Source organism: Nocardioides sp. YIM 152315 (genome assembly GCF_029210375.1).
Classification (GTDB): domain Bacteria; phylum Actinomycetota; class Actinomycetes; order Propionibacteriales; family Nocardioidaceae; genus Nocardioides.
In genome coordinates, this window is the sequence record NZ_JARGER010000013.1 from 102,687 (window position 1) to 126,585 (window position 23,899).

At 71.3% G+C, this 23,899-nt stretch carries 22 protein-coding genes; 6 read left to right on the plus strand and 16 right to left on the minus strand.

Annotated features, from left to right (window positions below; translation table 11 throughout):
• Window positions 1-3 precede the first annotated feature (3 nt).
• The 5 genes from PZ894_RS03535 to PZ894_RS03555 all read right to left on the minus strand — a co-directional run bounded on the left by PZ894_RS03535 (window position 4) and on the right by PZ894_RS03555 (window position 6,245).
• Window positions 4-900, minus strand: coding sequence for a carbohydrate ABC transporter permease (locus PZ894_RS03535; protein ID WP_275742535.1), 897 nt, complete (start codon window positions 898-900; stop codon window positions 4-6).
• Window positions 901-919: 19 nt separating this feature from the next.
• Window positions 920-1,891 (minus strand): sugar ABC transporter permease, encoded by a 972-nt coding sequence (locus tag PZ894_RS03540; protein ID WP_275742537.1) that lies wholly within the window; start codon window positions 1,889-1,891, stop codon window positions 920-922.
• On the minus strand, window positions 1,888-3,195 hold the full coding sequence (locus PZ894_RS03545; RefSeq protein ID WP_275742539.1) for an ABC transporter substrate-binding protein: 1,308 nt from the start codon (window positions 3,193-3,195) through the stop codon (window positions 1,888-1,890). The genes PZ894_RS03540 and PZ894_RS03545 overlap by 4 nt, the downstream gene beginning before the upstream one ends.
• A 191-nt stretch (window positions 3,196-3,386) precedes the next feature.
• Entirely contained in the window at window positions 3,387-4,178 is a 792-nt protein-coding gene (locus PZ894_RS03550; protein WP_275742542.1) for a DeoR/GlpR family DNA-binding transcription regulator, read from the minus strand.
• 120 nt (window positions 4,179-4,298) lie between these two features.
• The gene (locus PZ894_RS03555; RefSeq protein ID WP_275742544.1) at window positions 4,299-6,245 is read right to left on the minus strand and encodes a DUF6528 family protein; all 1,947 of its coding nucleotides are present in this window, start codon (window positions 6,243-6,245) and stop codon (window positions 4,299-4,301) included.
• Window positions 6,246-6,379: 134 nt separating this feature from the next.
• On the opposite strand from PZ894_RS03555, the gene PZ894_RS03560 reads away from it, so the two are divergent.
• Genes PZ894_RS03560 through PZ894_RS03570 form a run of 3 tightly spaced genes read left to right on the plus strand, consistent with a single transcriptional unit; the run spans window position 6,380 to window position 9,730 of the window.
• Window positions 6,380-7,348, plus strand: a complete 969-nt coding sequence (locus tag PZ894_RS03560; RefSeq protein ID WP_275742546.1) for an inorganic phosphate transporter — start codon at window positions 6,380-6,382, stop codon at window positions 7,346-7,348.
• Window positions 7,349-7,365: 17 nt separating this feature from the next.
• Complete coding sequence (locus PZ894_RS03565; protein WP_275742548.1) at window positions 7,366-7,977, plus strand: DUF47 family protein; 612 nt, start codon at window positions 7,366-7,368, stop codon at window positions 7,975-7,977.
• 43 nt (window positions 7,978-8,020) lie between these two features.
• On the plus strand, window positions 8,021-9,730 hold the full coding sequence (locus PZ894_RS03570) for a glycerol-3-phosphate dehydrogenase/oxidase (RefSeq protein WP_275742549.1): 1,710 nt from the start codon (window positions 8,021-8,023) through the stop codon (window positions 9,728-9,730).
• Between the two features lie 3 nt (window positions 9,731-9,733).
• Here the strand turns inward: PZ894_RS03570 and dmpG are convergent, their stop codons facing one another.
• The 3 genes from dmpG to PZ894_RS03585 are packed head-to-tail and all read right to left on the minus strand — an operon-like array spanning window position 9,734 to window position 12,638.
• Window positions 9,734-10,867, minus strand: a complete 1,134-nt coding sequence (dmpG, locus tag PZ894_RS03575; RefSeq protein ID WP_275742551.1) for a 4-hydroxy-2-oxovalerate aldolase — start codon at window positions 10,865-10,867, stop codon at window positions 9,734-9,736.
• Between the two features lie 49 nt (window positions 10,868-10,916).
• The gene (locus PZ894_RS03580) at window positions 10,917-11,831 is read right to left on the minus strand and encodes an acetaldehyde dehydrogenase (acetylating) (protein ID WP_275742552.1); all 915 of its coding nucleotides are present in this window, start codon (window positions 11,829-11,831) and stop codon (window positions 10,917-10,919) included.
• Window positions 11,832-11,849: 18 nt separating this feature from the next.
• Entirely contained in the window at window positions 11,850-12,638 is a 789-nt protein-coding gene (locus PZ894_RS03585) for a fumarylacetoacetate hydrolase family protein (RefSeq protein WP_275742554.1), read from the minus strand.
• 34 nt (window positions 12,639-12,672) lie between these two features.
• On the opposite strand from PZ894_RS03585, the gene kstD reads away from it, so the two are divergent.
• Entirely contained in the window at window positions 12,673-14,349 is a 1,677-nt protein-coding gene (gene kstD, locus PZ894_RS03590; RefSeq protein ID WP_275742555.1) for a 3-oxosteroid 1-dehydrogenase, read from the plus strand.
• Between the two features lie 51 nt (window positions 14,350-14,400).
• Window positions 14,401-15,249: a MaoC/PaaZ C-terminal domain-containing protein gene (locus PZ894_RS03595; RefSeq protein ID WP_275742557.1), complete on the plus strand. Its 849-nt coding sequence runs from the start codon at window positions 14,401-14,403 to the stop codon at window positions 15,247-15,249.
• Here PZ894_RS03595 and PZ894_RS03600 read toward each other — a convergent pair.
• Genes PZ894_RS03600 through PZ894_RS03630 form a run of 7 tightly spaced genes read right to left on the minus strand, consistent with a single transcriptional unit; the run spans window position 15,236 to window position 21,916 of the window.
• Entirely contained in the window at window positions 15,236-16,069 is an 834-nt protein-coding gene (locus PZ894_RS03600; RefSeq protein WP_275742558.1) for an alpha/beta fold hydrolase, read from the minus strand. The genes PZ894_RS03595 and PZ894_RS03600 overlap by 14 nt on opposite strands.
• A 33-nt stretch (window positions 16,070-16,102) precedes the next feature.
• Entirely contained in the window at window positions 16,103-16,927 is an 825-nt protein-coding gene (locus PZ894_RS03605; RefSeq protein ID WP_275742560.1) for an alpha/beta hydrolase, read from the minus strand.
• A 58-nt stretch (window positions 16,928-16,985) separates the two neighbouring features.
• The gene (locus tag PZ894_RS03610) at window positions 16,986-18,815 is read right to left on the minus strand and encodes a LuxR C-terminal-related transcriptional regulator (protein ID WP_275742561.1); all 1,830 of its coding nucleotides are present in this window, start codon (window positions 18,813-18,815) and stop codon (window positions 16,986-16,988) included.
• A 29-nt stretch (window positions 18,816-18,844) separates the two neighbouring features.
• Window positions 18,845-19,702 carry an AAA family ATPase gene (locus tag PZ894_RS03615; RefSeq protein WP_275742563.1) on the minus strand — a complete coding sequence of 286 codons (858 nt, stop codon included), beginning with the start codon at window positions 19,700-19,702 and terminating at the stop codon, window positions 18,845-18,847.
• 41 nt (window positions 19,703-19,743) lie between these two features.
• Window positions 19,744-20,106 (minus strand): glutaredoxin domain-containing protein, encoded by a 363-nt coding sequence (locus tag PZ894_RS03620; protein ID WP_275742565.1) that lies wholly within the window; start codon window positions 20,104-20,106, stop codon window positions 19,744-19,746.
• A complete protein-coding gene (locus PZ894_RS03625) occupies window positions 20,103-21,311 on the minus strand; it encodes a DUF480 domain-containing protein (protein ID WP_275742567.1) in 1,209 nt (402 codons plus the stop codon). Before PZ894_RS03625 ends, PZ894_RS03620 begins: the two co-directional genes overlap by 4 nt.
• Window positions 21,308-21,916, minus strand: a complete 609-nt coding sequence (locus PZ894_RS03630; RefSeq protein WP_275742569.1) for a TetR/AcrR family transcriptional regulator — start codon at window positions 21,914-21,916, stop codon at window positions 21,308-21,310. Before PZ894_RS03630 ends, PZ894_RS03625 begins: the two co-directional genes overlap by 4 nt.
• A gap of 69 nt (window positions 21,917-21,985) precedes the next feature.
• On the opposite strand from PZ894_RS03630, the gene PZ894_RS03635 reads away from it, so the two are divergent.
• A complete protein-coding gene (locus PZ894_RS03635) occupies window positions 21,986-23,386 on the plus strand; it encodes an MDR family MFS transporter (protein WP_275742571.1) in 1,401 nt (466 codons plus the stop codon).
• Here the strand turns inward: PZ894_RS03635 and PZ894_RS03640 are convergent.
• Complete coding sequence (locus PZ894_RS03640) at window positions 23,358-23,864, minus strand: hypothetical protein (RefSeq protein WP_275742573.1); 507 nt, start codon at window positions 23,862-23,864, stop codon at window positions 23,358-23,360. The two genes, PZ894_RS03635 and PZ894_RS03640, sit on opposite strands and share 29 nt — an antisense overlap.
• Between the last annotated feature and the right edge of the window lie 35 nt (window positions 23,865-23,899).

A 23,899-nucleotide genomic window follows, 5' to 3' on the forward strand; every position in this document is an offset into this window, starting at 1 on the left:
TTGTCATTTGGTCGCGCCCACGGTGATGCCCTCCACGATCCGCCGGCCGAGCCAGACGTACAGGGCCAGCATCGGCAGCACGAGGATGGACACTCCCGCGAACAGCGCCCCCCAGTTGGGGTTGTCGCTGAACGAGGTGATGGTCGACATGAACGACAGCAGCGACAGCGACAGGGTCGACTTGTCCTGGTCCTGGATGAAGACGAGGGCGATGAGCGTCTCGTGCCACAGGCCGATGATGTTGAGGATCAAGGCCGTCACCAGACCCGAGCGGGCCAGCGGCAGCATGATCTGGACGAACGTGCGCACGACACCCGCGCCGTCGATCGCCGCCGCTTCCTCCAGTCGCCCCGGGAGCGAGCGGAAGAACCCGGTGAGCAGGAAGACCGTGAACGGCAGCGACACGGCCGTGTAGACGACGTACAGACCGAAGAGGTTGTTGACCAGGTTGACCTTGGCCATCATCACGAAGATCGGGATGATCGTCACCTGGGTCGGGATGCCGATCCCCAGCGTGAAGAAGACCGTCAGTCCGCCGGCGAGTCGCGTCTGGGTGCGAGACAGGGCGTACGCCGCCGGCGCGGCGATGACGAGTACGGACACCGACGACGCGGCGACCACGAGGATCGTGTTGACGGCGGCGCTTCCGAAGCCACCGTTGCTCCACGCCTGGCTCCAGTTCTCGAAGTGCAGCGAGCTCGGCGGAGCCCAAGGCGCACGGAAGATCTCCTTCGTCGTCTTGAAGGACGAGAACAGCATGAAGAGCAGGACCAGCACGTTGAAGGACGCGAACGCCCAGGTCAGCGTCGTGCCGATGATGCGGAGGACGCCGTGGTGCTGTGTCCCCGGCGCCGGGGTGCCGCGCCGCACCTGGGGCGAGGGATGAGTCGTCGTGGTCACACTCGTACGCTCCGTCGCTCTAGAACTCGATGGGCTCGCGACGCATGATGCGGCGAAGCAGGATGACGAACACGGCGAACAGGATGAGCATGAGGACCGCGGCCGCCGACGCGTAGCCGAAGGCGTATGCCGGGGTGCGCCCGCCGAACGACATGCCGTAGACGAAGAGGGCGGAGTTCCAGACGTCCGTCGACGGCAGGTCGGTCGTCGTGCCTCCGAAGGCGAAGATGAACTCGAAGATCTTCAGCGAGTTGATTGTCCACAGGGTCGCTGCGACCGCGACGACGTCCCAGGTCATCGGCAGCGTGACGTAGAAGAACCGTTGCAGCGAGTTCGTCCCGGCGAGCGCCGCGTCCTCGTAGTACTGGTTCGGGATGCGGTCCACCGCGGCGAGGATGATCATCGCGTAGAGGCCCACGTTGATCCACACCATGCCCAGCAGGATCATCGGCATCAGGTTCCCCGCCGACAGCCATTTCACGGGCTCCATGCCGAACGCCTCGAGCAGGCTGTTGACCAGCCCGTCGTACTGGAAGATGAAGCCCCACAGGATGGAGAGGACGATCGCCGACACCATGTAGGGGGTGAAGAGGATCGAGCGAACGGCGTTGCGTCCACGCATCTCGCGCAGCACCATCGTGAGGCCGAACGCGATGACGAACACGACGACCCCGACCACGACCAGGATGAGGAGGGTGTTGACGAACGCCGTGTGGAACACGGGATCGTCGACCAGGACCTCGTAGTTCCGCGTGCCCACCCATTCGGCGTCCGTGGAGCCGTTCCAGCGGGTGAAGCTGATCCAGACCGCGGCGAGCGCCGGGCCGATGAAGAAGACCAGGTAGAGCACCAGCGCCGGGAGGACGAAGGGGAGGAAGAGTCGTCTGCGGTCCCGCTCCAGGGTGCTGCGCGCTCCGCTGGAACGCACAGCACCCTCGTCGGTCACCCCGGCGGTCGTCGTCGCCGTCGCCCGCTCGGCTTCCCGGATCAACCGTTCAGCTTCCAGTACTGCTCCTGAACTTCCTTCGCCTTGTCGACGTATTCATCGGCCGAGAGCTCGCCGGTGATCAGGCCCTGGTTCAGGGACGCGAGGCGTGTGGTCAGGTCGGGGAAGTCGGCGACGATGCCGTCGTCGGCCAGGTACAGGTCGTTGTCCGCCAGCATCGCCTGCTGGTCCTCGAGGATCTTCGGCACGTCGATGTTCGGGTCCGGCGTCAGGATCTCCGCATCGGTCGACAGCTTCGTCAGCCACTTGCTGCCGAGGAAGTAGGCGATGAACTTCTTGGCGGCGTCCGGAGCCTCGGCGGCCGACGGGACCGCGTAGCCGTAGGTCGTGACCGGCACCGCGGACTCCTCGCCGAACGTCGGGAAGTTGAACGTGTGCAGGTCGTAGTCCTTGTCCAGCTCGGGCCCGAGGGCGTAGGGGACCCAGCTCCCCATGTGCAGGAAGGCCGCCTTGTCGGCCGCCCACGCCTTCTCCATCGCCGGCCACTTGCTCGAGTCGTAGCCCGGCAGGTAGTCGTCGTCCACGGCGAGCTGAGCGATGGCGTCGAGGGCCTCGTGGACCTCGGGGGCATCCCACCCCTCGGCGGACTCGTCGGAGACGAGGGCGTGCAGGTTGCCGACACCCAGCGTGCGGACGAGCGCGGCGTCCACCAGGGCACTGTCGTAGCTCAACAGGTCCGCGTCCTGTGCGATCGGGGCCTGCCCGTTCGCCTTGACCTGGTCGAAGAGGGCGGTGAAGTCGCTCCACGTCTCGGGCGGTGAGTCGACCAGCTCCGGGTAGTCGCGCCCGCTGTACCAGATGCTGAACGCGGACACGTAGTACGGGACCAGAATGAGGGACTCGGCCGTGTTCAGCTCGTCGTACGCCTCCGGCACGGCGTCGCGGACGGTGCGCCCGGCCTCACCGGAGACGTCCATGTCGTAGACCGATGACAGGTCCATCGCCTGGTCGTCGAGACCGAGTGCGGCCTTGATGGCGGGGAAGCCCTGGTCGACCAGGTCGGGGACGTCGTCGGTGTTCAGCGCGGCCTTGACCTTCGTGAGGACCTCGCGACCCTGCCACTGGACGTCGACCTTGATCCCGGTCTCGTCCTCGAACGACGCGATCGCCGCCTTGATCACCTTGGCGACCGGTTCGCTCTCCTGCCACATCGACCAGTAGACGAACTCCTTCTGCTCGGAGGCCGGCAGCGCGGCGTCGTCGTCCCCGCCGCAGGCGGCGAGGCCGGAGGCCGTCAGGAGGGTTGCCGCGGCGACCGCAACGGCCCGCCGAAGGGTTGGAAGTCGCATCTCTGCCCTTTCGATTGAGGAGCACGAGAGCACCGCCCTGAAGGGGGACCGTTGCTCGTTAATGATCAATCTAGGAACATATCGCGCACGTGTCAACAACTTTCGGGGTCATGCGAGCACTCCCTCGGGCGCGGTCCGTCGGCCGACCGGCAACCGTGCCCCCGCGGCACGGCACGGGCACCGACGAGCGCTCAGACTCCGGCGACGACGAGCTCAGCCGCCGCCTTCTCGGCCGCCTTGCGGATCTCTCGAGGCGGCTCGGCGTCGGTGATGATCAGGTCGAGCTCGCCGAATCCGACGATGCGGGCGAGCCGCGTCTGCATCATCTTGGACGCGTCGACGACGAGCGCCACCTTCCGGGCGGCCCGCGCGAGCGCACGGTTCACCATCGCCTCGCCGTCGTGGACGGTGGTCGCCCCGTAGTCGGGATGAAGCCCGTCGGCGCCCAGGAAGGTCCAGTCGAGCACCAGCTCCGCCAGCGCCGGCTCCACCAGGGGTCCGACGAGCTCGAAGCTCTGGCGGCGCGCGGCCCCTCCCGTGAGGACGATCTTCACCTGCGGCCGGATCGCCATCTCATACGCGATGTTGAGCGCGTTCGTGACGATCGTGACGCCGGGCGACGACGGCGTCCCCTGGAGAGCGGGACTGCCCCCGAGCGCCCGGGCCACCTCGCTCGTGGTGGTGCCACCGGTGAGCCCGACCACCGCGCCGTCGGCGACGAGCTCCGCCGCCGCGGCCGCGATGAGCTTCTTCTCCGCGCTGTTGCGCGCGATCTTGTACTGCAGCGGCAGCTCGTACGCCGACCCGACCGCCACGGCTCCCCCGTGCGTGCGAGAGACCAGGCCCCGATCGGCCAGCTCGTTGAGGTCACGGCGAGCGGTCGCGGGCGACACGTCGAGCGCGACGACGATCGCCTCGATGTCGACCCGACCGTCCTCGGAGAGCAGGTCAAGGATCTGGTTCAGCCGCTGCTGCTTCGACATTCCGCCCCACACGCCCTCTCGTACCGACCGTGCGCAACTGTACTGATCAGGGGCGTGGCCGCCGGTGACCGCAACGCGAGATCGCCCCCGGCGCGGCCGGGGAGCGATCCGCGGGCGGCCTCACCCCGTGAACGATGCGTGCAGCACGCGGAGGTCGCCGTTCGGCATCCCCGCGCTGGCGACGTCGAAGACGGACTCGTCCGCGTCGAGCTTCGCGGCGCTCGAGCAGGACACGACCGGTGGTGTCGTCGCCGTCGAGGTGCAGGTGCGATCCCAGAGTCCGTAGCCGGGCACCACGGTCTGCACGTGCAGCGTGCCGTCGTCCAGCGCGGACGCCGCGATACGCGTGATGCCGTCATTGGCGTCGATGAGCGTCGCCGAGGTCGACCACGACCCGCTCGCGCTGCGGGCGATGTCGGACACCCCACTGCCCGGGGTCAGCGCCTGCACGTGCAACGTCCCGTTCTCCAGAGCTGCCGAACTGATGGCGTCGACACAGGGGTCGTTCGCGCCTGGGCCCGCGCAGCCGTCCGCGATCTTGGTGGCGGAGGACCACGAGCCGCCGGCACGGGTCCGGTCCCACACCCCGGCACCGGGAACGAGGGTCTGCACGTGGAGCGTGCTGCCCAGCGCCGAGGCGCTCACGTCGGTGACGAGTCCGTTGCCGTCGATCTTGACCGCCGACTGCCAGCTGCCACCGCTGGGCAGGGTCCGGTCCCAGACCCCGCTTCCGGGCACCACGGTCTGCACGTGCACCGCCCCATCGGCGAGCACGCTGGCGGAGATGGCCGTGACGGCGGGGTTGCTGTCGATCAGCGTCGCCGACGGCGCCCACGCGCCGAGGGCGCTCCGGGTGCGATCGAACACGCCCTCGCCGGGGACCAGCGTGAAGAGGTGCAGCGTGCCATCCGGGGCTGCCGCCGTCGCGGTGGACGCGACGCCGGAATGGGTGTCGACCGTCGCGGGGGGCTGCCAGGTGCCGCAGTCCGGAAGGACGCGCTCCGAGACCGGGCCGTGGACCGTGTCGCCGATGGCGGAGTAGGACGGGTTCATCGTGCGGGCGCGGTAGAACTGGGCGCCGTCGCGGGTCCGGGTGGCGGCGGGCCCGAAGAGCTCGACCGACTCCGTGCACCACGTGTTCACCGTCGCGCAGTCGCCCTGCGGCGACTTGTCGTGGTCCGGTCTCGTCAGCACCGTTCGACCCGAAGGCTGCCGGACGATCGACTTCACCTTCGCCAGACCGCCGGCCGTGACCGGCAGCTCGGTGAAGCCTCCCCCGGCGGACTTGTCGAACTCGTAGGTGTGCGCGTCCGTGCTGAGCACCAGGCGATGCGGGTCGTTCGGGTCGGCGGTCAGGTCGTGGCCGCCGATGTCAGGAAGCTCGTTCCACTTCGTCGCGTCCTCGGTGAGCCGCGGGTGGTCGTCGGTGCCGGTGACCGCCAAGGCGGTGAGGATGCGCGGATCGTCTTCGTCCGGGCCCTGCTTCCCGATGAGCCACAGGCGCTCGGTGACGGGATCCCAGAGGACGTTGTGCGACTGCGCGTGCAACGAGTACTCCGCGTACGTCGTCGCGTTCGGCCCCTGGGATGCGGCGTAGACCCGGACGAATCCCGAGGTCGTGTTCGTGGAGCTGACGGCGACGTTGCCGTTCGGCAGCAGCTCGATCCCGTGCAGGTTGGCGCTCGTGGGCAGGATCGTCGCCCACTGGCGGACGCCTGCGGGGTAGGAGATGACCGCCGCGAGCCCGTAGCTGGCCGTGACCACGATCCGCTGCCCGGCGGGGGTGTCTCGCAACGCGAATCCCGTGACGCGACCGAAGGCGGCGATCTCTGCGGCAGAGAACCCCAGCGCGGCGGTGGGCTGCCACTGCCACTTCACGGCCGCAGCGGTGTTCCAGTCCGTCACGGCTGGGTCGAGCGCGATGAGCCTCGGCCCGGACTGGTCGCCGGCCAGGATCCAGTAGTCCGGCTCCGGGTCCGCCGCTGCCCGGGATCCCCCCGTCGACGTCAGCCCGGTCAGCGCCAGGATCAGCGCCCCCAGCAGTGAGCCCACCGCGGTCTTTCGCATCGCCTCGTCGTCCCTTCGCCCGAGTAATGATCGAATTCGATCGATCACACCTGTTAACATGCACTATTGATCAGGCATTGGCAAGGGTTCTGCGTCGCCCCGCCCGCCCGATCCCGGACCGAAGGGGGCCACCCGTGAGCATCACGCTCCTGGCGGCCGCGTGCGTGCTCTCCGTCGTGTACGGAACCAACGCAGGTGGCACGATCGTGGCCGCCGGACTGACCGTGCGCGCGTTCGCGCCGCTCGTCGGCGTCGTCGTCCTGGGGATCGCCGTCGGAGTCGCGCCCGTCGTGTTCGGCACCGCGGTCGCCTCCACGGTCGTCGGCGACCTGATCGGGACGTCGGGGTCGGCCGGGCAGGTCGCCCTGCTCGATGCGGTGGTCGCGGCCCTCGTCACCAGCAGCGTGCTGAGCTGGGCAGGGATCCCGAGCAGTCTGACCCTGGCCCTGATCGGCGCGCTCGCCGGCGCCGGCCTGGGGGCCGGGGTGCCCGTCTCGTGGCTCCACCTGGCGATCGTTCTCCTCTTCGTGGCATGCGCGCCTGTCGCAGGCGCAGTCGTCGCCCATGCCCTGCGGCGGCGGTTCGAACGGTGGCGGACCCCGTCTGCGGCGCGGGTGTACGTGACGCGACTCCATGTCGCGTCGTTCCTCGTCCTGACCTTCGCGTTCGGCGCGAACGACGCGCAGAAGCTGCTCGCCGTGCTCTACGTCGCCACGGGCGATGTCGGCCACTTCGGGGTCGGCGAGTCGGTGCGGGCGGCCTGGTGGCAGCTGGCCGTGGTCGCCACGCTCTTCGCGGTCGGCGCCGCGGTCGGCGTACGCCGCATGGCCGGGGCGGTCAACAAGGGCGTGATCAACGCGCAGCCGCTGGACGCGGTGGTCACCGAGCTGTCCACCGCGTCGGTGATGTTCACCAGCTCCCTGTTCGGGAGCCCTGTGGGGATGTCGCAGACACTGTCGGGCTCGCTGGTCGGCGTGGGCCTTTCGAAGGGACGAGGGAGAGTGCGATGGGGATTCGCCGGAAGAAGTCTGAACGCCTGGGTGGCGACGATGCCGTCGGCGTTCGGCCTCGCCTGGTTGCTCGGAGTGCTGACCACGCTGTAGGCGGACTCCGGCGCGCCGTGCGCAACCTGACCGGGCGCTCGGACCACGACCTGACCGAGGTGCTGCTCAGCCAGGTCCAGGCGGTCGCCGCCGGCTCGGCGCTGGCCCTGTCCGTCGCTGCCGGGGAGGAGGCCGTCGCCGGCGCGCGCCGGCGGATGACGGACCTGGAGCACGATGGGGACGAGCATCGACGTCGGGCGGTCGACCTGTTGTCGCGCTCGTTCACGACCCCGATCGATCGCGAGGACCTCTTCCGGCTCTCGCGTTCGATCGACGACGTGCTCGACAACCTGCGGGACTTCGTCCGGGAGTGCGACCTGCTCGGGGTGTCGAGCGACGATCTGCTCGTCGACGTCCTGGGGGCCGTGGCCGCGGCGATCGCATCGCTGGAAGATGCCGTCCGAATGCTCGGGTCCGGTCGCGCCGAGATGCCCACCGCCGCCCTCTCGGTGCGCAAGAACGACATTCGCCAGCGGTACCAGACCGCCATGGCCGACCTGCTCTCCGGCGAGCTGACGACCTACACGCTCAGGCGCAGAGAGCTGCTGCGACGGCTCGACGTGGTGGGGCTCCGGCTCGGGGAGGCCGCGGACGCGCTCGCGGACGGAGCGGTGAAGCGCAGCCACTGAGGAGCGGACCACGGCACGACAACGAGAGGCGGAAGGGAACGACATGACAACGACGAACCGGTTGGGGCCGGCGGAGCGAACGGAGAGCTGGCACCGGCTGACCTCGACGCACTTCGACGTCCTGGTCGTGGGCGGGGGCATCACGGGCGTCGGAGCCGCACTGGACGCGGCGACGCGAGGCCTGTCCGTCGCCCTCGTCGAGGCGAGCGACCTCGCGTTCGGCACCTCCTCCCGCTCGAGCAAGCTCTTCCACGGAGGACTGCGATACCTGGAGCAGCTGAACTTCGGCCTGGTCAGGGAGGCGCTGCGCGAACGTGACCTCATGCTCCGCACGATCGCGCCTCACCTGGTCAAGCCCGTTCCCTTCCTCTATCCCCTGCAGCAGCGTGGGTGGGAGCGGCCGTACGTCGGCGCGGGACTGATGCTCTACGACGGCATGGCCGGACGCCGGACCCTGCCGCGTCATCGCCACCTCACGAGGTCACGGGCCATGGCTCTCGCTCCGGCCCTCCGGTCCGACGTACTCCGTGGCGCGGTGCTCTACCACGACGCCCAGGTGGACGACGCCCGGCACACACTGACGGTGGCCCGAACAGCCGCACATCACGGAGCGGTGGTGCGGACCTCGACCCGAGTCGTCGGCCTGACCAGCGACGGCGGGCGGGTCGCCGGCGCCCGGATCACGGACGTGGAGACGGCGGCCGAGACCGAGGTCCGTGCGCGCGCGGTCGTCAACTGCACAGGCGTCTGGACCGATGACATCCAGCGGCTCACCGACGGCCCCGTCCGGTTGAACGTGCGCCCGTCCAAGGGTGTGCACCTGGTCGTTCCGAGGGACCGGATCAGATCCGACACCGGGATGATCCTGAGGACGGCGACCTCGGTGCTCTTCGTCATCCCGTGGCACCGGCACTGGCTTGTCGGTACGACGGACACCGACGGCGCCCACGACCGAGCCAACCCTTCCGCGACCGGCCGCGACATCGACTACCTGCTCGACGAGGTCAACCGGGTCCTCGCCACCCCCCTCACCCGAGCCGACATCACCGGTGTGTACGCCGGTCTGCGGCCGTTGTTGACCGGGGACGAGACGTCCCCGAGCCGACTGTCGCGAGAGCACACCGTAGTCAGACCGACGCCGGGTCTGGTCTCGGTGGCCGGCGGCAAGTACACCACCTACCGGGTGATGGCCGCGGCCGCGATCGACGCGACCGCCGAGGACCTGCGAGTCCGCCTGCCACCGTCGATCACACACCGGGTGCCGCTGCTCGGCGCAGATGGCTACCACGCCCTCGTCAACCGGGTCGACGGACTCGCACACAGGCACGCGATCGCGCCCTGGCGAGTTCGTCGCCTGCTCGACCGCTACGGAAACCTGGTCGAGGAAGTGCTCCGGCCGACAGCCGACGACCCACGCCTGCTCGAACCCGTCGACGGTGCCGCGGACTACCTCGCCGCGGAGCTGCTGTACGGCGTCACCCACGAGGGAGCCCTGCACCTCGACGACCTGCTCTCCCGGCGGACGCACATCTCGATCGAGGTCAGGGACGGCGGCACCCGCGCGGCGAGGGCCGTCGCCCGGATCGTCGCCGATCCGTTGCGCTGGGACGCGAGCACCATCGAGGCGGAGGTCGCCAAGTACGTTGCCGGCGTCGCAGCTGCGGCAGCGGCGCACCGACAGGAGGACGACACGGCCCCGGACGCCGCACTCGGCCGCACGATCGAGCCCACCGGCGTCACCGAGCGGCGCTGACGATCACGCGTTCGCCGCCTGCTTCTCCTGCCCGCTCTGCGCTGGCTCCTCGAGCTCGGCCCGGCGCTTCAGCATGAGCGCGATGTCGATGAGCTGGTCCTCCTGGCCGCCGATCAGCTTGCGGCGTCCGGCCTCCAGCAGGATCTTCGCGCCGGAGACGCCGTAGCGCTCGGCGGCGTTGCCGGCGTGCTTGAGGAAGGAGGAGTAGACGCCGGCGTAGCCCATCATCAGCGTCATCCGGTCCAGCTGGCACTCCTCGGGCATCGCGGGCCTGATGACGTCCTCGGAGGCGTCCACGATCTGCAGGAAGTCGATGCCGGTCTCCCAGCCGAGCTTGTCGCACACGCCGACGAACGCCTCGAGCGGCGTGTTGCCGGCGCCGGCGCCGAAGCGGCGCACCGAGCCGTCGATCTGGGTCGCGCCGGCGCGGGCCGCGATGATCGTGTTCGCGACGCCGAGGCCCAGGTTCTCGTGGCCGTGGAACCCCACGTCGGCCTGGTCGCCGATCTCCGCGACCAGCGCCGCGACCCGATCGGCCGTCTGCTCCATGATCAGCGCGCCGGCAGAGTCCACGACGTACACGCACTGGCAGCCCGCGTCGACCATGGTCCGGGCCTGCCTGGCGAGCACCTCGGGCGGCTGCGTGTGACTCATCATCAGGAACCCGACCGTCTCCAGGCCGAGCTCGCGGGCCAGGCCGAAGTGCTGGATCGACACGTCGGCCTCGGTGCAGTGGGTGGCGATCCGGCAGATCTGGCCGCCGTTGTCCTGCGCCGCGCGGATGTCGTCGGTGGTACCCACGCCCGGCAGCATCAGGAACGCGATCTTCGCGCGCTTCGCGGTCTCGGCCGCGATCCGGATCAGCTCCTGCTCCCAGGTCTTCGAGAAGCCGTAGTTGAACGACGAGCCGCCGAGGCCGTCACCGTGGGTCACCTCGATGACGGGAACGCCGGACGCGTCGAGCGCCTCGACGATGTCGTGGCACTCGGTCGCGGTGAACTGGTGCCGCTTGTGGTGCGAGCCGTCACGCAGGCAGGTGTCGGTCAGGCGCAGGTCGAGCGTGCCCCACGGGCTGCGTTCATCGTCGGCGCCGTGCGTGCCGGACCAGGTGCGGGTGAGCGCGTTGACGTCTGTCATCGGGTGCCTTTCGGGTTCCGGGGTTTCGAGACGGCGCTGGCGCGCCTCCTCAACCACCGGTGGTGAGCAACGATCGGGCGATGTTCTCCCCCACCTGCGTGGCGGCGGCGGTCATGATGTCGAGGTTCCCGGCGTACGGCGGCAGGTAGTCGCCTGCGCCCTCCACCTCGACGAAGATCGACACCTTCGTCTGCCCCCGGGTGGCCGGCGACGGGTCGTCGATCTGCGGCTCCTGGAGCAGCCGGTAGCCGGGGACGTACTCCTGCACGGCCCGCTCCATCGCGCAGATCGAGGAGACGATCTGGTCGCGGTCGGCGTCGGGCGGGACGGCGCAGAAGATCGTGTCGCGCATGATCATGGGCGGCTCTGCCGGGTTGAGGATGATGATCGCCTTGCCCTCGACCGCGCCCCCGATCTCGGTCACGCCCCGCGACGTCGTGCGCGTGAACTCGTCGATGTTGGCGCGGGTCCCCGGACCGGCCGAGACCGACGAGACCGAGGCCACGATCTCGGCGTACGACACCTCGGCGGCCCGCGAGACCGCGGCCACCATCGGGATGGTGGCCTGGCCGCCGCAGGTGATCATGTTGACGTTCATCGCGCCGACGTGATCGTCGCCGTTGACCGGCGGGATCACCGCCGGGCCGACCGCGGCGGGCGTCAGGTCGACCGCGCGGATGCCGGCCTCCTCGTAGCGGGGCGCGTACTCGCGGTGCACGGACGCCGAGGTCGCCTCGAAGATCAGGTCCGGCAGCTCGTCCTGCTTGAGCAGCCAGTCGACACCCTCGTGCGTCGACTCCAGGCCCTCGTCGGCCGCCAGGCGGAGCCCCTCGCTCGAAGGGTCGACGCCGATCATCCACCGGGGATCGATGCTCCCCCCAGCTCTGGCCGAGCGGAGCAGCTTGTACATCAGGTCGGTCCCGATGTTGCCCGGACCGACGATGGCGGCCGTCAGCTTTGACATCTGATCACTCCTCGCGGATCAGTCGGTGAAGGTGACGCTCAGCGGCTCGAAGCCACTGATGGTGGCGACGACCCGGTCACCCGGGCCGAACGGCACGAACGGGCCCAGGGCCCCGGACAGGATCAGGTGGCCGGCCCGCAGCGGGTCGCCGTACCGCTGGGCCTGGACGGCGAGCCAGCGCAGCGCCTCGAGCGGGTCGCCGAGGCAGGCGGCGCCGGTGCCGGTCGAGCGCTCCTCGCCGTTGACGGTCAGCGTCATCGCGACGTCGCGCGGCTCCAGCTCCTCCAGCGTGCGGCCGTCGGTGCCGACCACGAAGAGCCCGCTGGAGGCGTTGTCGGCGACGGTGTCGGTGAAGCCGATCGCCCAGTCCGCGATGCGCGAGTCGACGATCTCGAGCGCCGGGAGGGCGATGTCGACGGCGTCGCGGACCACGTCGAGCGTGATCTCGGCGTCGTCGATGTCGCGAGACAGCACGAACGCGACCTCCCCCTCCACCCGCGGCTGCAGCAGCGTGCGCATCGAGATCGGGTCGTCGGCGCTGACGTCCATGTCGCTGAGCAGGTAGCCGAAGTCGGGCTGGTCGACGCCGAGCTGCGTCTGCACGGCCTCCGAGGTCGCGCCGATCTTGCGGCCGACGACGGTGGCGCCCGTCGCCAGGCGCGCCCGGACGAGCCCCTGCTGGACGGCGTACGCCGCCGCGACGTCGTCGGTGCCGATGAGGTCGCGAACCGGCGCGCACGGCACCCGCGTCGCCTGCGCCTCCGAGAGTCGCGCGGCAGCAGCCGAGACAGCATCCTGGGTGGTCACGGGTCGATAGTAGAACCTGTTACAGTTTCTGGCCATGACGACCCCCCTCCCCGCGTCGCTTCCGGCGAGCGTCGACGTCGTGGTCGTCGGCGCGGGTGGCGCCGGCATGACCGCGGCGCTCGCGGCGAGCGCGCACGGCCTCGAGACCGTGCTGATCGAGAGGAGCGCCTACTTCGGCGGGTCGACGGCGCGCAGCGGCGGCGGCGTCTGGATCCCCAACAACTACGCGCTGAGGGACGCCGGCCAGGGCGACGACCCCGAGCTGTCGCGGACCTACCTCGACTCGATCGTCGGCGACGTCGTGCCGAAGGTGCGACGCGACACCTACCTCGAGCGCGGACCCGAGGTGCTCGACTTCGTCCGCGACCACACGCCCCTGCGCTTCACGTGGGTGCCGCAGTACGCCGACTACCACCCCGAGGCGCCCGGCGGTCGCCCCGCAGGCCGTTCGTGCGAGCCGGTCCCGATGGACGCGCGGTTCCTCGGCGACGAGCTCGACCGGCTGCACCCGCAGTACACCAAGGCACCGGCCAACATGATCGTGACCCAGGCCGACTTCCGGAAGATCAGCCTCGGCCTGCGCACCCTGCGGGGCCCGGTGACGATGGCCAGGATCCTCCTGCGCCGGATGGTCTCGCTGCTGCGGGGCCGGAGGATGTACGCGATGGGCAACGCGATCGCGATCGGTCTGCGCAAGGGGCTCGTCGACGCGGGCGTGCCCGTGCACTACGACACCGAGCTCACCGACCTCGTGATCGAGGACGGCCGCGTCGTCGGCGTACGCGTCCGGCACGACGGGCAGGAGCACGTGGTCCGCGCGCGCCGGGGCGTGGTCCTCGGCAGCGGCGGCTTCGAGCGCAACCTCGAGATGCGGGAGAAGTACCAGCCGCAGCCGACGTCGGTCGACTGGACGACGGGGTCTCAGTTCAACACCGGCGGCGGCATCCTCGCCGGCATCGCCGCCGGCGCGCAGACGGACCTGATGGACGACTCGTGGTGGGGCCCGACGATCCCGCTCCCGTCGGGACCGTGGTTCGCGCTGGCCGAGCGCAACCTGCCCGGCTCGATCATCGTCAACCAGGCCGGCGAGCGGTACATGAACGAGGCCCTGCCGTACGTCGAGGCCGTGCACGCCATGTACGACGGCGAGGCCACCGGCATCGGCCACGTGCCGAGCTGGATGATCGTCGACCAGCGCTATCGCAACCGCTACATCTTCGCCGGCCTCTTCCCGCGCCAGCCCTTCCCGGGCCGGTGGTACGAGTACGGCACGATTCGCAAGGCGTCGACCATCGAGGCGCTCGCCGAGGAGATCGACGTCCCGCCCGGCGCCCTGCGCGCCACCGTCGACCGGTTCAACGGCTTCGCCCACACCGGCGTCGACGAGGACTTCCACCGCGGCGAGAGTGCCTACGACAAGTACTACTCCGACCCCACGGTGAAGCCGAACCCGTCACTGCACGTCATCGACGAGGGCCCCTTCTATGCGGTCAAGATCGTGCCCGGAGACCTCGGGACCAAGGGCGGCCTGGCCACCGACGAGGGTGCGCGGGTGCTGCGCCCGGACGGCTCACCGATCCCCGGCCTCTACGCCGCCGGCAACTGCTCCTCTGCCGTCATGGGCCACACCTACGCCGGCCCAGGGGCGACCATCGGCCCGGCCCTGACCTTCGGCTACCTTGCCGCCGAGACCATCGCCGCCGGTGGTTGAGGAGGGACGAAGTCCCGTCTCGAAACCACCACCAGCCCGACAGGAGACCTGATGCCCATCGACCCCGCCGTCGCGATCGGCGCCGAGCTCGGCTCGGTCGACTTCTCGTGGACCGAGAGCGACGTGCTGCTCTACCACCTGGCCCTGGGCGCCACGGATCTCTCGTACACCCTGGAGACCGCCGGTCTCCAGGTGCTGCCGTCCTTCGGCGTCGTCGCGCCGACGTTCCACGCCAGCGACCCGCCGCCGCTCGACCTGCCGGGGTGCGACATCAACCTCGCCCAGGTCGTGCACGGGTCGCAGTCGATCTCCGTGGCCGGGCCGGTCCCCCCGTCCGGTTCGGCCACGGTCACCACGCGGATCAGCGAGATCTGGGACAAGGGCAAGGCTGCGGTCATCTGGCAGGAGGGCACCGCCACCACACCGAGCGGGGAGCGCCTGTGGACCACGCGCTCGTCGATCTTCGTGCGCGGGGAGGGCGGCTGGGGCGGGGACCGGGGCTCCGCCGAGCCCGTCGAGCCGCCCGACCGCACGCCCGACGCGGACACGACGTACGACGTGTGGCCCCAGCAGGCGCTGCTCTACCGCCTGTGCGGTGACCGCAATCCGCTGCACGCGGACCCGGAGTTCGCGAAGGCGGCCGGCTTCCCCGCGCCGATCCTGCACGGCCTGTGCACCTACGGGATCGTGCTGCGCACCCTCACCGACGAGCTGCTCGGCGGCGACGCGGCCACGGTCGCCGGGTTCGGGGTGAAGTTCGCCGGCGTGGTCTTCCCCGGCGAGACGATCCGCGTCCGGGGCTGGCGCGAGGGCGACCGCGTCGTCGGCTCCGCCGCCGTCGCCGGCGGCGAACGCGATGGGGCCCCCGTGCTCGGAGACGTGGTGCTCACCCTCGCGTGAGGACCCACGGCCGATCCGTGCGCGCGTGGTCGAGCGCCCACTCGAGCGCGCGGTCGGCGACGGCCTCCCAGCCGGGGGCGGCACAGGTCCAGTGGTCGCGCCCTTCGAGCTCGACGTACTCGGTGAGCGCGGGAGACTTCTTGTAGTGCTTGGCGTTCGACCTGTTCACCGACGGCGGCATGATGTGGTCCTGCTCGCCGCCGATGAAGAGCAGCGGTGCCCGGTCGGCGTCGTAGTCGACCCAGGTGTCCTGGTGGCCGGGCTTGAAGTTCGCGAAGAGGCCGAACTCCCAGATCCAGTGGCCGGGGGCGCCGATCGCGTAGCGCTCCCAGGCCTTCCTCGACTCCTCCTCGGTGAGGGTGTTGGCGAAGGCGTAGTGGAACTCCTCTGCGGTGAAGGCGACCGCCCTGTGCCGGTTGGCGGGGTTCTTGAGAGCCGGGAACAGCGACTTCACCTGGGAGATCGGGTTGACCCGCACGCCCTCGGTCGGCGCGGAGTCGATGACCACACCGACCGAGCCGAGTCCGCGCGCCAGCAGCAGCTGGGTCAGCGTGCCGCCGAAGGAGTGGCCGATGATGATCGGCGGTGTCGCCACCGACTCGACGACCGCGGCGAGGTGGTCGACGGTCTCGGGGACGGTGAGCTCGGCGATGACCTCGGGATGCTCCCGCAGGGCCTCGACCTCGACCTCGAAGCCGGGGTACGCGGGGGCGAGGACGGTGAAGCCCTTGCGCTGGTAGTGCGACACCCAGCCCTCCCAGCTGCGTGGCGTCATCCAGAGGCCGTGGACGAGGACGATGGTGTCCGGACGGTCGGTCATGGTGTCTCCCTCGGTGTGGTGTTCGGCTGTCGGTCAGCCGTCGATGAAGGCGAGCAGGTCCGCGTGCAGCCGGTCGCGGTCGGTGTCGGGGAGCGCGTGGCCGCTGCCCTCGTAGACGTGGAGCTCCGCCCCGTCGACGAGCCGCGCCGACCGCTCCCCTCCCACCTCGAACGGGACGATCTGGTCGTCGTCGCCGCGGATCACGAGGGTCGGGACGTCGATCTTCTCGAGGTCCGGGCGGAAGTCGGTCGCCGAGAACGCCGCGATGCACTCGTACGCCGCGCGGTGGCCACACGCCATCGACTGCAGCCAGAACGCGTCCCGGAAGCCCTGCGCGACGTCCCCGCGACGGTTGTGCCCGAAGAACGGACCGTCGGCCAGGTCGCGGTAGAGCTGCGACCTGTTGGCCCGCTCCCCCGCCCGGATGCCGTCGAAGACGTCGATCGGCAGGCCCTCCGGGTTGTCATCGGCGCGCAGCATCAGCGGCGGGACCGCGCTGACCAGCACCAGGCGCGCGACCCGGGCGGTGCCGTGGCGTCCGACGTAGTGCACGATCTCGCCACCACCGGTCGAGTGCCCGACGAGCGTGAGGTCGGACAGGTCCAGCTTCGCGATCAGGGAGGCGAGGTCGTCGGCGTAGGTGTCCATCTCGTTGCCGTGCCAGGTCTGGCTGGAGCGGCCGTGCCCGCGGCGGTCGTGGGCGATGACGCGGTGACCGTGCCCGGCGAGGAAGAGCGCGGTCGCCTCCCAGGCGTCGGAGTTCAGCGGCCATCCGTGGCTGAGGACGACCGGGGAGCCGTCCGTCCCGAGGTCCTTGTAGAAGATCTGTGCGCCGTCGTCGGCGGTGATGTGTGGCATGTCTCGAACGCTGCCAGTGGCGCCGCGCTCCCGGTATCGGACGACTGACGTAGATGTCCTACGTCGGCTCCGGTACGACGTCGCGCAGCTGCGCCCGGGCCGTGACCCCGAGCTTCGGGAACGCGTGGTAGAGGTGCGTCGAGACCGTGCGCGGCGACAGGTAGAGCGCGGCGGCGATCTCCGGGTTCGTCATCCCCGTCGCCGCCAGCCGCACGACCTGTCGCTCCTGGCCGGTGAGACCGGCCCACGCCGACGGCTCGGCCACGGCGGTCGCGACCCCGGCGGCCCGCAGCTCGGCGCGGGCGAGCTCGGCCCAGACCCGAGTGGCGAGGCGACTGAAGGTCTCCAGCGCAGGCTGCAGCTGGGCCCGGGCGTCGGTCGGCCGGTGGCGGCGGCGCAGCCACGCGCCGTACTCGAGCTGGGCGTTGGCCAGCTCGAACGGCCAGCGGGCGGCGTCCGGGTCGTGGACCGCCTCGAGGTGCCACGGCTCCGCGTCCTCGCCGGCAGCGAGCGCGCGCGCCCGCGCCAGCTGCAGCCGGTGGTAGGGCCGCGGGTCCGGCAGTCGGCGCCGCGCGACCTCCAGCACGCGGCCCAGGTGCTCGACGGCGCCGGCGCGCAGGGCGGCGCTCGCGTAGGTGCCCAGCTCGCGATAGCAGATGTGCGGGTGTCGGGGCTCGCCGTCCTCGTGGAAGATCCAGCTCACCTCGCGCCACGCACCCTGGACGTCGTGCTCGGCGAGGCGCAGCCACGACATCGTGACCCGCACCGTCACCTCGAGCGCGAGCGCCTCGCCGGCCGGGATCTCGAGCAGCACGCGGTCACACAGCTCCCGTGCGCGCTCGGCGTCGCCCCGGATGCCGGCCACGCGCGCCTGCAGCTCGTAGCCGTCTACCACGGCATACGACTGGTTGCGCGCCTCGGCGATGTCCTGGACCAGCCGGCCGGCCTGCTCGACGGCGTCGTAGTCGCCGACGGCGAACTGGACGAGAGCCAGCGCGATGAGCGTCTGCGTCATCTCCCCCGGCTGGTCGGCCCGCCGCTTGATCTCGAGCGACCGGCTCAACCGCTCCAGGGCGACCGCCGGCTCGTCGAGCAGCCACGCCGCGGCACCCAGCAGCATCTCGTGCGTCCCCGTGACCTCCGCGGGGTAGTCGGGCACCGGGGCCTCGCGGACCAGCTCCAGCACGTCCGCGGGACGCGAGGTCGGGTCGATCTGCAGCCGGATCCACGCCCGGGCGGCCGGCACGATCGCCGGGAACGCGCTCTCGGAGCCATCCATCGCGCGTTCGTAGACCTCCAGCCACTCCGCGACCTCCCCGGGGTCCCAGCCGGCGCGGTAGCTCAGGACCGCCAGCGTGGTCAGGGAGCTCCAGCCCCAGAAGGGATCGGTGTCCTTCAGCTGCTCGAGGACCTCGACCAGCGCCCGCCGGGCAGCACCGGAGCGATCGGTCTGCGCGAGTGCGTACGCCGCGACGTGCGCGGCGCGCAGCCGGATCGACGGGTCCTCGCTCTCGAGGCGCAGCCGGGTCCCGGTCTCGGCGGCCCACTCGAAGCTGCCGGAGACCGAGCCGATCTGGACGGCGTGCAGCACACGCTCCTCGCGACTCACGCGGTCGACGCTGAGCTCCGATGCCCGCACCATCAGTCGGGTGGCCTCCGCGCTCGCACCTCGTCGTAGTGCGAGCTCGGACGCGAGGGCCAGCGCCCCGGCCACGTCCTCGTCCGGCACGACGGTGGCTTCGGCGCGGTGGCGGGCCTGGCGCTCGGGATCGTCGTCGTACGCCGCCGCGAGCTGCGTGTGCGCGGCTCGGCGCGCCGCCGCGGAGGCGCGCGACGTGGCCGCCGCCCGCACCAGCGGGTGCCGGAACCGCACCACGTGGCCGGCCACGGTCACCAGGCCGGCCGACTCGGCCGGCGTCAGGGCGTCGAGCAGCTCGTCCGGGTCGACCGCCCGCCCAGCACGCGCAGGTCACCGTCCCCTGCGGCGGCGAGGAGCAGCACCCGCCGGGTTGCTGCCGGCAACCGGGCGAGCTGCTCGCCGAAGGCCGTCTCCACGCTCGACGGGACCGCCTCGATCCCCGCACCGGCCGCCGCGCGCCCGAGCTCCAGCAGGGCCAACGGGTTGCCCGCCGCCCGGTCGAGGACCGAGGGCAGCGCCAGCACATCGAGCTGGAGCCCGGCACGGCGCAGGAGCGCCCTCGCGTCGGCGTCCGCGAGGGGTGGCAATCTCACCTGCGGGTGCCGACGCAGCGGCTCCGGCGGCACGTCGCCGCGAACCGCAACGAGCACCGAGGCGTGCGATCCCGTCAGGCGGTGGGCGAGGAAGCCGAGCACCGACAGCGAGCTCTCGTCGCACCACTGCGTGTCGTCGACGATCAGCACCAGTGGCTGTGCCTCGCTCGTCCGCTCCAGCCAGCCGAGTGCCTCCAGGCGGAGCCGGAGGGGGTCGACGGCCACGGGTCGCGCCGCGGTGGGCAGGACGAGATCGAGGACTTTCTCGGCTCCCGGCGCCACGGAGAGCAGGTCGACCAGCATCCCGAACGCCAGGTCCCGGTCGCTGTCGTGGCAGGTGAACGGCAGCACGAGCCGGCCCTCCGCCGCGCACGCCCGCGCGGCGACCGACAGCACCGACGTCTTCCCGGCTCCCGGGATGCCCGTGACGACGGCCGTTCGGCTTCCGGAGTCGAGCAGGTCGCGCAGCATGCCGAGGGTGACGTCGCGGCCGACGAGCCCGTCCAGCTCCCCTGCCCAGAACCCGCTCCCGCCCCGGCTCACGGGAGCAGCCTAGGGCGGAGAACGTCGTCGTGGGAGCGCTCTCAGCGCTCGGCCGGGCGCCGCAGCCTCTCGCGGACCCAGGACGGCGGCGGGTTGGTGCGGTGCTCGTCGCCGACGAAGACGGTCGGCACGGTCTCGTTGCCGTCGTTCACGGAGCGGACCCGTGCGGCGGCCGCCGGGTCGCGATGGATGTTGACCCACACGGCGCGCCCGCCGGACCGGCCGAGCGCGAGCCGCATCCGGACACAGAACGTGCATCCCGGGCGCCAGTAGACGATCGGGACGCCGCGCGCCTCGGCCGCAGCACGCCCGGCGGCGTCGCCCGGCGACCGCGGGAACGCGACCGGCGTCACCGTCACGAGCAGCACCACGGCGGCCACCACCAGGACGACGACGCTGATCACGAGGGCCTCCGCCCCACGACGTACAGCCGGTTGCTCGTCTCGCCCCGGTGCTCCAGCGCGCCGCGGCGGTACCACTCGACGTCGGCCAGCCCGGCGGAGCGCACGAGATCGACCACGTCCTCGTGCTCGTGGTAGACGAAGTCGAGATCGATCGGTACGTCGAACCAGCTGTCGTGGTGCCGCACCTCCGCGCCGGCGTGCAGCGCGATCACGAGCCAGCCGCCCGGGGCGAGCGGCCGGGCGAGCGCCTCGACGGCGGCGGGCAGCTCGGAGGCCGCCAGGTGAATGAGCGAGTACCACGCCAGCACCGCCGACCAGCCGGGTGCCGTCGTCGGCCGCATCAGGCGGCGCAGGTCGCCCACCTCGTAGGAGCCGTCGGGGAACCGCCGGCGCGCCTCCTCGACCATCCCGGGCGACAGGTCGACGCCGGTCGCGTCGGCGCCCGCCTCGGCGAGGTACGCCGTGACGTGGCCGGGGCCGCACCCGACCTCGACGACCGGGCCGCCGTCGGCGTGCGCCGCGACCCGGTCGAGCAGCCAGGTCTCGAACGGCAGCCGGCGCAGCTCCTCGGCGAGGTGGTCGGCGTACGGCCCTGCGACCGCGTCGTACGACGAGCGCACGCGGGCGTCGCGCGCCTCGGCGCCGGCGACGAGCACGCTGTCGCGGTCGACCTCCGGCGCCGCCGGCGCCGCGGCTGCCTCGGCGGGCTGGTCGCCCAGCAGGTGCACCCAGCGGCTGTCGCGGTCGCCCGCGCGGCGCGGCAGCTCGCGGACCAGGCCACGCTCGGCCATCCCGCGCAGCGTCTGCTCGACCGCGCCGCGGTCGGCGAAGCCGTGCAGCCGCTCGGTGCGAGTCCGCAGCTCGCCGGGAGCCTGCGGGCCACGGAGCAGCAGCACGGTGACGAGCGCGCGCTCGTCGTCGCCGAGGTCGAGCGCCTCGTCGAGGGTCTGGTGGTACTTCAGCGTCCGCCGCCCGGTGTCGGACCAGACGATGCGCAGCAGCCCGCGGTCCTTGAGGCGACGGCCGGCTCGGTCGACGGTCTGCTCGTCGTAGTCGGCCACGGGCTCGCGGCTGTTGGACTGGTTGCAGGCGGTCCGCAGCGCGTTGAGCGTCATCGGGTAGGACGCGGGGACGGTCGCCTGCTTCTCCAGGAGGCTGCCGAGGACACGCTGCTCCTCGGCGTCGAGCTGTGGGAGGTCGGTCACGGGTCCGACCGTACCGACCCCGTCGCCAGCGGCAGGAAGATCTCGTCGACGATCTCCACCAGCACTGCGTCCGGCACCGGTCCGAGACGCATCAGCGCCTCGTGGCGGAAGAGGTCGAAGGCGACGTCGACCACCCGTGGGGGCAGGGTGGCGGCGATCTCGCCTCGTGCGACGGCCTGCTCGACGACGACGTCCAGCACCGTGGGCCCGTCGTGGAGCACCAGCCTGCGGAGGTCGTACGGCGTGGTCCCCGTCTCCTGGAAGTAGCCGCCGAGGAACGAGATCGTCAGCGCCATCAGGCCGATGCGCTTCTCGTTGGTGTGGCGCAGGATCGCGAGCATGTCCTCGCGCAGCGAGCCGGTGTTCGGCGGCCTGGCCTTGTCGCGCCGCCCCACGTGGGTGATCGCGGCTTCGGCGAGTGCGGGCTTGGTCGCCCAGCGGCGGTAGACGACGCTCCGGCTGGTGCTCGCCCGTTGCGCCACCGCGTCGAAGGTGAGCGCGCCGTACCCGTGCTCGGCCAGCTCGGCCCAGGCCGCCTCCAGCAGCGCGGCCTCGAGCTCCGCACCCCGACGGCGCCGCTGGGGACCGTCTCCATCAAGGTCCATTTGCGTATCTTAGCGCCGATGCCTAGGCTGCTCGACAAGAAACGTCCACGTATCTAATCAGGGGGCAGCATGACGCAGAGCACCACGACGGTGGCGCCGGAAGCGACGCTCGACCCGGAGCTCAAGCGCATCGCCGGCGCCGTGATCACCGGGGCGGTCGCCGTCATCCTCGACACCACCATCGTCGGCGTCGCGCTGCACGAGCTCGGTGCCGCGCTCGACGCCTCGGTCGAGACCGTCCAGTGGGTCAGCACGGCGTACCTGCTCGCGATGTTCGTGAGCATCCCGGTCTCCGGCTGGGCACAGAACCGGCTCGGCGCCAAGCGGCTGTGGCTGCTCGCGCTGACGGTCTTTCTCGCCGGCTCGGTGCTGTGCGCCTGCGCGTGGAGCGTGGAGAGCCTGATCGCGTTCCGCGTGGTCCAGGGACTGGGTGGTGGCGTGATGATGCCGCTGATGACGACGATCCTGATGCAGGCGGCACATGGCCGGAACCTCGGCCGGCTGATGGCCGCCGTCAGCCTGCCCGCCGCGCTCGGTCCGATCCTGGGCCCGGTCGTCGGCGGGCTCATCCTCGGCGGCCTCTCGTGGCAGTGGCTCTTCCTGGTCAACGTGCCGTTCTGCGCCGTCGGCCTGGCCCTGGCCGTGCGACTCCTCCCCGCCGACGGTCCGGGGCGCCGGGTCAGGCTCGACCTCCCGGGGCTGCTGCTGGTCTCCCCCGGAGTCGTCGCCGTGATCTACGGGCTCTCGAACGTCGGCGGCAACGGTGGCTTCGGCCGCGCCGACGTCCTCGTCCCGCTCGCGGTCGGGCTCGTGCTGCTCGCGGCATTCGCGGTCTGGGGCCTGCGCCGTGGGTCGAGGGCGCTCATCGACGTACGCCTGCTCAGGCACCGACCGCTCACCGTCTCCGCCGTGCTGCTCTTCCTCACCGGAGCCGCGCTCTACGGCGCCATGCTGCTGCTCCCCCTCTACTGGCAGACCGTCCGCGGCCAGGACGCCCTCGGCGCCGGCCTGCTGCTGATCCCGCAGGGCGTGGGCGCCCTGGCCTCGCGGGCGCTGGCCGGACGGCTCACCGACTCGATCGGCGGTCGCTGGGTCGCGGTCGTCGGCTTCGCCGTGCTCGCGGTCGCGACGCTCCCGTTCGCGTACGCCGACTCCACGACGCCCACGTGGTGGCTGCTGCTGGCCCTGCTCGCCCGCGGTCTCGGCTTCGGCGCGGTGGTCATCCCGCTGATGACGCTGGCCTACCAGGGCCTCGCTCGCGACGAGATGCCCGACGCCAGCATCGTGACCCGGGTCGCGATGCAGATCGGCGGCTCCTTCGGCACCGCCCTGCTCGCCGTGGTCGTCGCCGGCGCGGGCGGCTTCGACCGGGCCTTCTGGTGGTCGATCGGCCTCACGGTGGCCGCCGCCGGGCTGTCGTTCCTGGTCCCGGCGAGGCCGCCTACGCCCGCCCCTGCGCGACCGTCGTGACCCGACCGTGCTCCGGGTCCCACCGACGCAGCGTGGTCAGCGTCAGCTCGACGTCGGCGTACCCGAGGACGTCGACCGCCCGCTGCGCGTCGGCACGCGCGACCCGCCGCGCGAGCGTGACGTGGGGCAGCCAGCCCACGTGCTGACGATCGGGCACCTGCACGCGCACGGCGAGCACGCGGCGTACGACGTCGTCGTCGAGGTCGACCGCTCGCGCGATCGTGAGCCGCTCACCGCCGAGCAGCAGCAGTCCGGCCGCGCGGGCACGCACGGGGAGCAGGCTGCCGAGCCGGGCGTGGGCGACGTCGATCGCCGCGTCCGGGAGATCCGGCGCGGAGACGACGCCGACGTGCGGGGTGTTGGCCGGACCCGTGTGGTCGAGCATCGACGGCAGGTCGGCGTCGCGCAGCGCCTGCCAGTCGCGAAGCACCGCGTCGCGACCCGCGTCGTCGGGCACCAGCTCGAGTGCGTGGAGCATCGGCACCACTCCATTGTCCGCGGCCGTGGTTGCCG

Bases quoted from the DNA above. Each gene is read 5' to 3' on its own strand.
- PZ894_RS03600 (WP_275742558.1), bottom strand. From the start codon at position 16,069: ATGACCGACCGTCCGGACACCATCGTCCTCGTCCACGGCCTCTGGATG.
- PZ894_RS03595 (WP_275742557.1), top strand. From the start codon at position 14,401: ATGCCCATCGACCCCGCCGTCGCGATCGGCGCCGAGCTCGGCTCGGTC.
- PZ894_RS03640 (WP_275742573.1), bottom strand. From the start codon at position 23,864: ATGCTCCACGCACTCGAGCTGGTGCCCGACGACGCGGGTCGCGACGCG.
- PZ894_RS03555 (WP_275742544.1), bottom strand. From the start codon at position 6,245: ATGCGAAAGACCGCGGTGGGCTCACTGCTGGGGGCGCTGATCCTGGCG.
- PZ894_RS03635 (WP_275742571.1), top strand. From the start codon at position 21,986: ATGACGCAGAGCACCACGACGGTGGCGCCGGAAGCGACGCTCGACCCG.
- PZ894_RS03630 (WP_275742569.1), bottom strand. From the start codon at position 21,916: ATGGACCTTGATGGAGACGGTCCCCAGCGGCGCCGTCGGGGTGCGGAG.
- dmpG (WP_275742551.1), bottom strand. From the start codon at position 10,867: ATGACAGACGTCAACGCGCTCACCCGCACCTGGTCCGGCACGCACGGC.
- PZ894_RS03545 (WP_275742539.1), bottom strand. From the start codon at position 3,195: ATGCGACTTCCAACCCTTCGGCGGGCCGTTGCGGTCGCCGCGGCAACC.
- kstD (WP_275742555.1), top strand. From the start codon at position 12,673: ATGACGACCCCCCTCCCCGCGTCGCTTCCGGCGAGCGTCGACGTCGTG.
- PZ894_RS03570 (WP_275742549.1), top strand. From the start codon at position 8,021: ATGACAACGACGAACCGGTTGGGGCCGGCGGAGCGAACGGAGAGCTGG.
- PZ894_RS03580 (WP_275742552.1), bottom strand. From the start codon at position 11,831: ATGTCAAAGCTGACGGCCGCCATCGTCGGTCCGGGCAACATCGGGACC.
- PZ894_RS03550 (WP_275742542.1), bottom strand. From the start codon at position 4,178: ATGTCGAAGCAGCAGCGGCTGAACCAGATCCTTGACCTGCTCTCCGAG.
- PZ894_RS03605 (WP_275742560.1), bottom strand. From the start codon at position 16,927: ATGCCACACATCACCGCCGACGACGGCGCACAGATCTTCTACAAGGAC.